Source organism: Nostoc sp. (assembly GCF_036917675.1).
Classification (GTDB): domain Bacteria; phylum Cyanobacteriota; class Cyanobacteriia; order Cyanobacteriales; family Nostocaceae; genus Nostoc.
Map to the genome: position 1 here is coordinate 39,223 of NZ_JBALCT010000045.1, position 11,190 is coordinate 50,412.

Genomic DNA, 11,190 nt, shown 5'->3' on the forward strand with positions numbered 1-11,190 from the left:
TCAGATAGAATAAATTTTTCTTATTTACTTTATCACTATGTAAATATGTACTTTAAAAGTAAATTTACTGTAATCATTTAAATTTCAAGTTTATAGAGACGACACTCATGGCATAATCCAAAAAGAAAAGGAAGAACTTTAAATCTCTAGTGTGAGTCGGACAGGTATTAGCAAACAGAACCCGGTATCGTGGCGGAGTGTCTTTCTACCTAGCTTGGGAATCTTTACCATTTGGGCAGTTATATTGCGGTTGGTGGCAGTGAAATTGGTGCGATCGCACGAAGAGAAAAGTCGTTGGTTAATACTAGGAGGGGGAGATAATGCGATCAAATTTGCACAAAAATTGCTGGGACTTAATCCTTTAGGAAAGTTGACTGTCCTAGCGCAGGAAAATCAAAAAAGTATAGACTTACCAAAAAGCAATCTGAGTTATCAGGGAAATCTCAGGGATTTGTCGCAATGGAGTCAAAAATCCTGGTCTGGAGTTATAGTTACAGCGCAGATAAATTTTTCCACATCTGAAGCACAACAGTTAATGCAGATGCGCTTGCGAGGTATTCCGGTTTACACATTACCGGATGTTTACGAAGCATTTTGGTATAAACTACCTTCATCGCTGCTACAAGATAAATGGTTGGCATTTAGCGATGGTTTTAACCTAATGCCTGGTTACTTCAGCAAGAAACTGAAGCGAGTTGTCGATGTCATATTGATACTGTTTTTACTAGTATTGGTTGCACCACTTCTGTTGTTGGTTGCATTACTAATTAGATTAGATAGTCCTGGCCCAGTATTGTACAGTCAGCTGCGAAGTGGGTTGTACGGTAAACCATTTAGAGTTTATAAATTTCGCTCCATGTATCAGGATGCAGAGAAGTTGGGGGTGCAGTGGGCTAGTCAACGCGATCCACGGATCACCAGAGTCGGATACTGGCTACGTTTGTTACGTATTGACGAATTACCCCAAATATGGAACGTCTTGCAGGGTGAAATGAGTCTGATTGGGCCTCGTCCAGAACGACCAGAATTTGATGTCAAACTCAAAGAAGCGATTCCCTACTATGAAATACGCTATCTAGTAAAACCGGGAATTACAGGCTGGGCACAGGTTATGTATCCCTATGGAGCATCTATTGAAGATGCTTACGAAAAGCTTTCTTACGATCTGTACTACATCAAAAATTATTCCATTTGGTTGGATTTAGCGATCGCTTTCAAAACTATTCGAGTTGTTTTGTTAGGTAAAGGTAGATAAGGAAAAAGAAATGAAAAATAAAATATTGGTAACTGGCGGTGCTGGTTACATTGGCTCCCATGTAGTTCGTCAACTGGGGGAAGCTGGTTATGATGTCGTGGTTTACGACAACTGCTCTACAAGTTCACCAGCATCTGTACTACACGGGAAACTAATTATTGGCGATTTAGTAGACACTGAGCATCTTTATCAAATTTTTGCCCAGCATCAATTCAGCGCCGTCTTACACTTTGCCGCTAGTCTGATTGTTCCAGAATCAGTAGCTCATCCCCTCGACTACTACGCAAACAACACCCGCAACACCTTAAATTTGCTGCACTGCTGTAGCGTTATGGGTGTTACCAAGTTCATTTTTTCCAGCACAGCCGCAGTGTACGGAGAAGTAGAAGAAAATCTTGTTACTGAGTCTAATCCCACACAGCCCATTAATCCTTACGGACGTTCCAAGTTGATGAGTGAGTGGCTGATCCAGGACTATGCGGCAGTATCTTCACTACACTACGTAATTCTACGTTACTTTAATGTAGCAGGTTCTGAACCAAGTGGACTATTGGGGCAAATGTCACCGAATGCTACTCACTTGATTCGATCTGCTTGTGATGCGGCACTCAAGCGCAAGCCAGAAGTACGGATTTTTGGTACTGATTTTCCCACGCCTGATGGAACTGCAATCCGAGACTATATCCACGTCGAGGATTTGGCGACTGCTCACTTAGATGCTTTGGATTACTTAGAAAAAAGAGGGGAAAGCCAAATTTTTAACTGCGGTTACGGGCAAGGATACAGCGTGCGACAAGTTATTGAAAGAGTTAAGGCTATTTCTGGTGTAGATTTTCCCGTTATTGCCGCACCACGTCGTCCGGGCGATCCTGCCTGTGTTGCAGCTTGTGCTGATAAAATCCGTAGGGTTTTGGGTTGGCAACCAAAGCACAATGATTTAGACGAGATTATCAACACAACCATTACTTGGGAAAAACAGAGGAGTAACTTGGTAAGCCAGAGGCATCTAAGTATGGCATATACATAATTAAAACTGTCATATCATGTCCGCCTGAATACTTACGATAAAATTGACGCTGAGATGTTCAAATATAAGAACTTTGGAAAGAACAACGGAGATTTTATGGAGTCATCATTCATGTTGATATTAAAGACAAAAAAATTTGGATAGAAAGAGATGGTACAGAAATCGGCATCGCTAATGAATTAATCGCGGCTGGCGTACCTAAAGAAGATATTGTATTAGGATTTTACGCTCCTTATAAACGCCAATTTACTGACTTTGCTATTGAATAAATAGCAGAAAATAAACAATAGTAACCTTTGCGCTAATCATCCACTATCCGCTAAACTCAAAAATGCTGCGTTATTGCTGATCATGTCCGATTCTCAAACTGTTAGTGCTGCTGTTGCCAAACTCTACAATACCTACCCCTTTCCGCCAGAAGCCCTCTTGGATGAACCACCTCCAGGCTATAACTGGCGCTGGAATTGGCTAGCTGCTCATAACTTCTGTACAGGTCAAAAACCCCAAAGGCAAGATATTCGGATTTTAGATGCAGGTTGCGGTACTGGTGTGGGTACAGAGTACTTAGTTCACCTCAATCCTCAAGCTTCTGTTGTGGGAATTGACCTCAGCACTGGCGCTTTAGCTGTAGCCAAAGAACGTTGTCAGCGTTCAGGGGCTAACCGCGTCGAATTTCATCACCTCAGCTTGTTTGATGTGGAACAATTACCGGGTGAGTTTGATTTAATTAACTGCGTTGGTGTTTTGCATCATACCCCCGATCCCATTCGTGGTATTCAAGCCTTGGCGAAGAAGTTAGCCTCAGGCGGCTTGATGCACATTTTTGTGTATGGAGAATTGGGGCGCTGGGAAATTCAACTCATGCAAAAAGCGATCGCACTTATTCAAGGTGACAAAAAAGGCGACTACCGCGATGGTGTCCAAGTCGGGCGGCAAATATTCTCTTCTTTACCAGAAAATAACCGAATTGTCAAATCCGATAAACAACGTTGGTCACTAGAAAACAACAAGGATGAATACTTTGCTGATATGTACGTTCATCCCCAAGAAATTGACTACAACATTGACACGCTATTTGAATTAATTGATGCTTCGGGATTGGAGTTTATTGGTTTCTCGAATCCGAGTTTCTGGGATTTAGAGAGACTTTTGGGCAAAGCACCAGAGTTAGTAGAACGGGCTAAAGATTTGAGCGATCGCCAGCTTTACCGTCTGATAGAATTACTAGATCCAGAAGTAACTCATTACGAGTTTTTCCTTGGTCGCCCTCCCATAATCAAGGCCGACTGGACAGACGATAACGCGCTATTGGCAGCGATTCCCGAACTTAATCCTTGTATTGAAGGATTTCCCAGTCAATGTTTCTTTAATTATGATTACCAGATTGTTAATTTATCAGTAGCAGAGTTTGAGTTTATGCAAAGATGTGATAATAATTCCACAATTGCAGATATTTTGGCAAGTGTGCAACTGGGATTGGATGGGGTAAGAACGCTTCTCCAGCAGCAGCTGATTTTATTGACATCTGCTTAATTACACTGGATTGCGATACTGAGTTAGTAAAACAAATTTATACTCATGGTGATGAGCGATCGCCCATCACCACTTTTGGTAAATTAATGTAAATTAGGAAAGTGTCCCAGAAACGGGGTATTGTACATCTCAAAAGTTGGAGTTTTCTGAAATTCAGCAGTCGTGCGATGTTTAATGACAAGCCGCTACTCTACGATTTCTGATTTGCGGTACGTCCATACCCTCCTCAAGCACCAGTTGATTTTCTTGACACCGACTTAATTCAAACACCAAGATGCTATGTAACGTCTTTGGAGGAAATTATTCTCTCAAAAAATCTCGAATTGGAAGAAATTTTGAATTTTCAGGTAGCGATTATTGATTATTCACCCCCTCACTCCCCCAGATCATCAGTCGCTCTCTCGCTTCTGGTAGCGCGACTTTACTTACTGTCTAACGTTGACAAGAAGTTAATTGTTTTTTCCTAAAGTATTGTTACCGCATCGTGATATGATTCAGCTGACTGAATGTGCAGTCATAATGTTTAACTGTACTGGTTTCAAGTCCCGTGAGCTTGTCAGACGAATCAATTGCGCCCACTCCGACAACGCAACAAGATGCTAAAACTGATTCTGAAGACACAGAATCAGGTAACTCCATGCAAGAGTTCTATCAACTCTTCCAGCGATTGTTGGTAATCACGCTTGTCTTGACGGGGGTTATTTTTATCTCTGTGTGGATTTTTTATTCCTTGAACATTGCTCTTAATTATTTAATTGGGGCGTGTACAGGTGTCGTTTACTTAAAAATGCTGGCTAGAGACGTTGAGCAGCTCGGTAGTGAGAAAACCAGTTTGAGCAAAACTCGTTTTGCTCTATTTATGGGAGTAATGATCGTAGCAACTCAATGGCGTGAGCTACAGATTCTACCCATATTTTTGGGATTTCTCACTTACAAAGCCACGCTCCTGGTCTATATGGTGCAAATTGCGTTCATTACTGATTCTTGAAAAGTCAGGCTCACAAAGATAGTAATCCCATCCTCGATCGTTGGGGAAAATGCTTGAAGAATGCAAATGCTTAGTGTCTTAAACGCCTTTAATTCTTTTCCCCTCGCCGCATTAGAAGTAGGTCAACATTTCTACTGGCAGTTGGGCAATCTTAAAATTCATGGGCAAGTTTTTCTCACATCATGGTTTGTGATTAGCATTTTAGTAGTGGCTTCAATAGCAGCTACTCGCAATGCACAAAGAATTCCCAGTGGCATCCAAAATTTGATGGAATATGCCCTAGAATTTATTCGTGGTTTGGCGAAAGACCAACTAGGTGAGAAAGATTACCGCCCTTGGGTGCCATTTATTGGCACATTGTTTCTGTTTATTTTCGTATCGAACTGGTCGGGTGCGCTAATTCCTTGGAAGCTCATCAAGCTACCTTCGGGTGAATTGGCAGCTCCCACCAATGACATCAATACGACTGTTGCATTGGCACTGCTGACCTCTTTAGCGTACTTTTACGCAGGTTTTAGCAAACGGGGTTTAGGCTACTTTAAGAAATATATAGAGCCAACACCCATTCTATTGCCGATCGCAATTCTCGAAGATTTCACCAAGCCCCTCTCTCTAAGCTTCCGGCTATTTGGTAATATTTTAGCCGATGAGCTGGTAGTAGCGGTGCTGGTGCTGCTAGTTCCTCTATTTGTACCTCTGCCTGTAATGGCCTTGGGTTTATTTACCAGTGCCATTCAAGCCCTGGTTTTTGCTACCCTAGCGGGGGCATACATTCATGAGGCAATCGAGGGACACGGTGAAGAAGAGCATGAGGAGCATTAAACTTCTCAGTTGATAGCACAGTTCCAAGAGCATATTCGCTCAAAACATCGCAAAAGCGATTTGTCAGAACTCGGTGCAGCGAACGTGAAAAACACGTTTCTAATCGTTAACGTACATTTGTTAGTTTTGTAATCAAACCAAGGAAAATCAAAATGGATCCATTAGTGCAGGCTGCTTCAGTTCTCGCTGCTGCTTTAGCGATTGGTTTAGCTGCAATTGGCCCTGGTATTGGTCAAGGAAATGCTGCTGGACAAGCAGTAGAAGGTATTGCCCGTCAACCAGAAGCTGAAGGAAAAATTCGCGGTACTCTGCTATTAACCTTGGCGTTCATGGAATCCCTGACTATTTATGGTCTAGTTATTGCCCTGGTACTACTATTTGCTAACCCCTTCGCAGGATAAGACCTAAAAGTTTTTATGAGTGTGGAGACGTGAACCATCACGCCTCTGCAATCTAAATATTTTAGGCATTAAATCGTTCTGATGTAGTTGACTAAGAATTTGAGATTTTAGCTCGCACCAAAGGTGCGCTTCCAGCGCAATTTGGATTTTGGATTATCAACAGTTTTCGGAACATACCCCTAAGCTTGTCGGTGGAACAAATCTAAAATTGCAAATCTAAAATCCAAAATCCCTTGACCCTTGTTGGCTATGGGTCTCTAAAATATCAAAGGTTGGATAATGTTGCTAGCCAGGAAAACTGCTACTCCAGCCAAAGAGGAGAGAAATGTTTGATTTCGATGCTACCTTGCCCTTCATGGCATTACAATTCCTGCTATTGGCAGCTTTGTTGAATGTAATTTTCTATAAGCCACTGACCAAGGTACTAGACGATCGCGATAATTATATCCGAACTAATACCCTTGAGGCGCAAGAACGCTTGGCGAAAGCTGAACGTTTAGCTATTGAATATGAGCAGCAACTCGCAGACGCTCGCAGACAATCGCAAGCTACTGTAGAAGCAGCTCAAGTTGAAGCTAAGAAAATTACTGCCGAAAAAATCGCCCAAGCCCAAAAAGAAGCTCAGTCTCAACGAGAACAAGCTGCTGTTGAAATAGAGCAACAAAAGCAGGAAGCTATGCGTACCTTAGAACAACGAGTTGATGCTCTAAGTAGGCAGATTCTAGAAAAACTATTGGGACCAACTCCTGTTAGATAAACTAACACGACTGGTTCTGTGAAAGCATACGCGCAACTGGGCGGTAATCCCAGAGCGCTTAATTAAGTGTCAAAAAAAGGCACTTTTTCCCTTCTGGGAAAGATACTTTATTTCCCGGAAGGGAAAATACAACGTATTAGCAAGCGAGCAGCGCACTTGTAGATGGGTATCATGGGCACATTCTTATTACTTGCCGCAGAAGCGAACGCTGTTAACTCTGAATTGGCAGAAGGCGCAGCAGAAGGTGGTTTCGGTCTAAACCTAGACATTTTTGAAACCAATCTCATCAATATAGCGATTCTGATTGGCATACTATTCTACTTCGGACGTAAAGTTTTAAGCAATATCCTGAACGAGCGACAATCCAATATTGCCACCGCAATTCAGGAAGCAGAAGGGCGCTTAAAAAAGGCACAGACTGCCCTATCCCAAGCGCAAGAGCAGTTGACCCAATCTCAGGCAGAAGCACAACGTATCCGCAAATCAGCTGAAGAAAACGCCATCAAGGCTAAAGAAGCCCTGTTAGCGAAAGCAGTGCAAGACGTAGAACGCCTGAAACAAACAGCAGCAGCCGATTTAAACAGCGAAACAGACCGAGCGATCGCTCAACTGCGGCAACGAGTTGCTACACTGGCATTGGAAAAAGTCGAATCGCAACTCAAAGGCGGGATTGCCGACGATGCTCAACAAACTTTAATTGACCGCAGCATCGCACAACTGGGAGGCAATGTATGACCAGCAATGTAGCAGCAGCCGAAATAGCCCAGCCTTATGCACAGGCACTTTTGTCAATAGCGCAATCGAAAAATTTGACAGAAGAATTCGGGGAAGATGCGCGGACTTTCCTGGGACTGCTCAGGGCAGACAAACAGCTACATAACTTCTTCAGCAACCCGTTTATTCAGTCTGAGAACAAAAAAGCTCTGATCAAACAAATACTCGGTGAAGGCGCCAACCCCTACTTACGCAATTTTTTGCTAATACTGGTAGATAAACGGCGCATTGCCTTCTTGGAATCGATTTTTCAACAATATCTGGCGCTGTTGCGGCAGCTGAATCAAACCGTTTTAGCGGAAGTAATTTCAGCCGTTCCCCTCACAGAAGCTCAACAGCAGGCAATCATCCAAAAGGTGATTGCCATAACTAATGCTCGCCAGGTAGAACTAGAAACCAAGGTAGACAGTGAGTTAATTGGTGGCGTGATCATTAAAGTAGGTTCGCAGGTAATTGATGCCAGTATCCGGGGTCAGTTGCGCCGCCTTTCATTGCGCTTAACCAGTAGCTAGAAAGTTAGGATTAGAGACGCGATTAATCGCGTCTGTACAAGAGTTAGGAGTTAGGAGAGACGCGATTAATCGCGTCTGTACAAGAGTTAGGAGTTAGGAGAGACGCGATTAATCGCGTCTGTTAGGAGTTAAGTAACAGTAATTTATTTTGACTTTTAACCTTTGCTTTTTTAACTCATAATTCTTAACTCATTACTACTCACTCTTAACTCAGCACTCAGCACTCAGCACTGAATTCCATCTCAAAGCAAAAAAGATAGACACATGAGCATATCAATTAGACCTGACGAAATTAGTAGCATTATCCAACAACAAATCGAGCAATACGATCAAGAGGTCAAAGTTGCTAACGTTGGTACCGTCTTACAAGTAGGTGACGGTATTGCCCGGATCTATGGTCTGGAAAAGGCTATGTCTGGAGAACTCTTAGAATTTGAAGATGGCACAATTGGCATCGCCCAGAACTTAGAAGAAGACAACGTGGGCGCGGTGCTTATGGGTGAAGGGTTGGAAATTCAAGAAGGTAGTTCTGTAACCGCTACTGGTAAAATTGCCCAAGTACCCGTAGGAGAAGCCTTAATTGGACGAGTTGTAAACGCTTTGGGTCTTCCCATCGATGGTAAGGGAGAAATCAAATCCTCAGAAAGTCGTTTGATTGAATCTCCAGCACCAGGTATCATTGCTCGTCGATCTGTACACGAACCCATGCAAACGGGGATTACAGCTATTGATTCAATGATTCCCATCGGTCGCGGTCAACGGGAATTGATTATTGGCGATCGCCAAACCGGTAAAACTGCGATCGCGATTGACACCATCATCAACCAAAAAGAAGAAGATGTAGTTTGTGTCTACGTTGCGATCGGTCAAAAGGCTTCCACAGTTGCTAACGTGGTGCAGACATTGCAAGAAAAAGGCGCGATGGATTACACCGTCGTTGTCTTTGCTAGTGCCAGTGAACCAGCAACCCTGCAATACCTAGCTCCTTACACAGGCGCAAGTATTGCTGAGTACTTTATGTATAAGGGTAAAGCTACCCTGGTAATTTACGATGACCTCTCCAAGCAAGCCCAAGCTTATCGGCAGATGTCCCTATTGCTGCGTCGTCCACCCGGACGCGAAGCCTACCCCGGAGATGTATTCTACATCCACTCTCGGTTGTTAGAAAGAGCAGCAAAGCTGAGTGACGAATTAGGTAAAGGCAGTATGACCGCCCTGCCAATCATCGAAACCCAAGCTGGTGACGTTTCGGCATACATCCCCACCAACGTAATTTCCATTACCGATGGTCAGATATTCCTATCTTCTGACTTGTTTAACGCTGGTATCCGTCCGGCTGTAAACCCTGGTATTTCCGTATCCCGTGTGGGTTCTGCGGCTCAAACCAAAGCAATGAAAAAAGTTGCCGGTAAGATTAAATTGGAACTAGCCCAATTTGACGACCTGCAAGCCTTCGCTCAATTTGCTTCTGATTTGGATAAAGCCACTCAAGACCAGTTGGCACGGGGTCAACGGTTGCGCGAACTCCTCAAACAGCCACAAAATTCGCCCCTCTCGGTATATGAGCAAGTAGCAATTTTGTATGCTGGTATTAATGGCTACTTGGATGATGTGCCTGTAAATCAAGTAACCACCTTCACCAAAGGTCTGCGGGAATACTTAAAGACTGGTAAAACCGAGTATGCCCAAGGAGTACAAGCATCTAAAGCATTAGGTGACGCAGAAGAAGCTGCGTTGAAGGAAGCGCTTACCGAATATAAGAAGACCTTCAAAGCAGCAGCGTAATTAAAGTGAGGAGTGAAGAGTTAAGAGTTAAAAGTTAATGAAACACTCCTAACTCTTAACTCCTAACTCCTAACTCCTGTACAGACGCGAGGAACATCGCGTCTCTCCTAACTTAAAAATATGGCCAATCTAAAAGCAATACGCGATCGCATTCAGTCGGTCAAAAACACCAAAAAAATCACAGAAGCCATGCGCCTAGTTGCAGCAGCTAGAGTGCGTCGGGCGCAAGAACAAGTGCTAGCGACTCGCCCCTTTGCCGATCGCTTGGCACAAGTATTGTATGGTTTGCAAAGCCGTCTGCGCTTTGAAGAGGCAAACCTACCACTACTGAAAAAACGCGAAGTTAAGTCAGTTGGGCTGTTGGTAATTTCAGGCGATCGCGGTCTATGCGGCGGCTACAATAATAACGTTATCCGTCGTGCAGAAAACCGCGCCAAGGAAATCAAGGCAGAAGGTCTAGACTACACATTTGTGATCGTCGGACGCAAAGCTATACAGTACTTTCAACGCCGCGATCAGCCCATTGATGCTACTTATAGCGGCTTAGAGCAAATTCCCACCGCACCGGAAGCCAATCAGATTGCCGACCAACTACTTTCCTTGTTCCTATCGGAAAAAGTAGACCGCATCGAGTTAATCTATACCAGATTCCTTTCCTTGGTTAGCTCCCGTCCTGTGATCCAAACCTTACTGCCCCTCGATCCGCAAGGTCTAGAAGCAGCCGATGATGAAATCTTCCGCTTGACAACCCGTGGCGGTAAATTTGAAGTAGAACGGGAGAAAGTGACTAAGCAAGTCCGCGCTTTGGCTCCTGACATGATTTTCGAGCAAGATCCAGTCCAGATTCTCGATTCTCTATTGCCCCTGTATCTGAGTAATCAGTTATTGCGGGCGCTGCAAGAATCGGCGGCTAGTGAACTAGCAGCCCGGATGACAGCCATGAGTAATGCCAGTGAGAATGCCGGTGAACTGATTAACACCCTCACGTTGTCTTACAACAAAGCCCGACAAGCTGCAATTACCCAAGAACTCCTTGAGGTTGTTGGCGGTGCTGAAGCACTAACTTAGGGTATAGCTAATTGTTTACTTCTAAAATATAGCTAAATTGCTAATTATTTTAAGGTTAGCAATTGGCTATTTTTAGTATTTTGGACTTTTAACTAAATAACATTAACTGCATACAGACACTCTCAATACACTTATTGAAGCAACAGTTTATCGGCTAGTTCTTCCCTTAAACGTTTAGAGGATGTTTTAAAAGTTGAAGCGGGTCAAAAATTATGCAAGTCGCCTGACCATAATACGTATCATCGCAATATAAATAAAAGTCTCAGAG

11 protein-coding genes and 1 pseudogene are annotated in these 11,190 nt (G+C 43.4%); all 12 read left to right on the forward strand.

Features of this window, described 5'->3' with window-relative positions; all coding sequences use genetic code 11:
- The first annotated feature begins 151 nt into the window (after positions 1 to 151).
- Positions 152 to 1,255 (forward strand): sugar transferase, encoded by a 1,104-nt coding sequence (locus V7K31_RS15720; protein ID WP_335095232.1) that lies wholly within the window; start codon positions 152 to 154, stop codon positions 1,253 to 1,255.
- Between the two features lie 10 nt (positions 1,256 to 1,265).
- Entirely contained in the window at positions 1,266 to 2,282 is a 1,017-nt protein-coding gene (gene galE / locus V7K31_RS15725) for a UDP-glucose 4-epimerase GalE (RefSeq protein ID WP_335095233.1), read from the forward strand.
- Between the two features lie 74 nt (positions 2,283 to 2,356).
- Positions 2,357 to 2,551: pseudogene (locus V7K31_RS15730) on the forward strand (element excision factor XisI family protein); the annotation flags it as partial.
- 82 nt (positions 2,552 to 2,633) lie between these two features.
- A complete protein-coding gene (locus tag V7K31_RS15735; RefSeq protein WP_335095234.1) occupies positions 2,634 to 3,815 on the forward strand; it encodes a class I SAM-dependent methyltransferase in 1,182 nt (393 codons plus the stop codon).
- Between the two features lie 547 nt (positions 3,816 to 4,362).
- On the forward strand, positions 4,363 to 4,803 hold the full coding sequence (locus V7K31_RS15740; RefSeq protein ID WP_335095235.1) for an ATP synthase subunit I: 441 nt from the start codon (positions 4,363 to 4,365) through the stop codon (positions 4,801 to 4,803).
- Between the two features lie 60 nt (positions 4,804 to 4,863).
- Positions 4,864 to 5,625, forward strand: coding sequence for a F0F1 ATP synthase subunit A (gene atpB / locus V7K31_RS15745; RefSeq protein ID WP_292801679.1), 762 nt, complete (start codon positions 4,864 to 4,866; stop codon positions 5,623 to 5,625).
- Between the two features lie 152 nt (positions 5,626 to 5,777).
- Positions 5,778 to 6,026, forward strand: coding sequence for an ATP synthase F0 subunit C (gene atpE, locus V7K31_RS15750; RefSeq protein WP_196521630.1), 249 nt, complete (start codon positions 5,778 to 5,780; stop codon positions 6,024 to 6,026).
- A 325-nt stretch (positions 6,027 to 6,351) separates the two neighbouring features.
- Positions 6,352 to 6,783, forward strand: coding sequence for a F0F1 ATP synthase subunit B' (locus V7K31_RS15755; protein ID WP_335095236.1), 432 nt, complete (start codon positions 6,352 to 6,354; stop codon positions 6,781 to 6,783).
- Between the two features lie 162 nt (positions 6,784 to 6,945).
- Positions 6,946 to 7,518 carry a F0F1 ATP synthase subunit B gene (locus tag V7K31_RS15760; protein ID WP_335095237.1) on the forward strand — a complete coding sequence of 191 codons (573 nt, stop codon included), beginning with the start codon at positions 6,946 to 6,948 and terminating at the stop codon, positions 7,516 to 7,518.
- A complete protein-coding gene (gene atpH / locus V7K31_RS15765; RefSeq protein ID WP_335095239.1) occupies positions 7,515 to 8,069 on the forward strand; it encodes an ATP synthase F1 subunit delta in 555 nt (184 codons plus the stop codon). The genes V7K31_RS15760 and atpH overlap by 4 nt, the downstream gene beginning before the upstream one ends.
- Before the next feature lie 264 nt (positions 8,070 to 8,333).
- Entirely contained in the window at positions 8,334 to 9,854 is a 1,521-nt protein-coding gene (gene atpA, locus V7K31_RS15770) for a F0F1 ATP synthase subunit alpha (RefSeq protein ID WP_335095241.1), read from the forward strand.
- A gap of 120 nt (positions 9,855 to 9,974) precedes the next feature.
- A complete protein-coding gene (locus V7K31_RS15775; RefSeq protein ID WP_335095242.1) occupies positions 9,975 to 10,922 on the forward strand; it encodes a F0F1 ATP synthase subunit gamma in 948 nt (315 codons plus the stop codon).
- Positions 10,923 to 11,190: the final 268 nt, after the last annotated feature.

What these genes read in the sequence shown, in the direction of transcription:
- galE (WP_335095233.1), top strand. Translation starts at nt 1,266, where the DNA reads ATGAAAAATAAAATATTGGTAACTGGCGGTGCTGGTTACATTGGCTCC.
- V7K31_RS15735 (WP_335095234.1), top strand. Translation starts at nt 2,634, where the DNA reads ATGTCCGATTCTCAAACTGTTAGTGCTGCTGTTGCCAAACTCTACAAT.
- atpB (WP_292801679.1), top strand. Translation starts at nt 4,864, where the DNA reads ATGCAAATGCTTAGTGTCTTAAACGCCTTTAATTCTTTTCCCCTCGCC.
- atpE (WP_196521630.1), top strand. Translation starts at nt 5,778, where the DNA reads ATGGATCCATTAGTGCAGGCTGCTTCAGTTCTCGCTGCTGCTTTAGCG.
- V7K31_RS15755 (WP_335095236.1), top strand. Translation starts at nt 6,352, where the DNA reads ATGTTTGATTTCGATGCTACCTTGCCCTTCATGGCATTACAATTCCTG.
- V7K31_RS15760 (WP_335095237.1), top strand. Translation starts at nt 6,946, where the DNA reads ATGGGTATCATGGGCACATTCTTATTACTTGCCGCAGAAGCGAACGCT.
- atpH (WP_335095239.1), top strand. Translation starts at nt 7,515, where the DNA reads ATGACCAGCAATGTAGCAGCAGCCGAAATAGCCCAGCCTTATGCACAG.
- atpA (WP_335095241.1), top strand. Translation starts at nt 8,334, where the DNA reads ATGAGCATATCAATTAGACCTGACGAAATTAGTAGCATTATCCAACAA.
- V7K31_RS15775 (WP_335095242.1), top strand. Translation starts at nt 9,975, where the DNA reads ATGGCCAATCTAAAAGCAATACGCGATCGCATTCAGTCGGTCAAAAAC.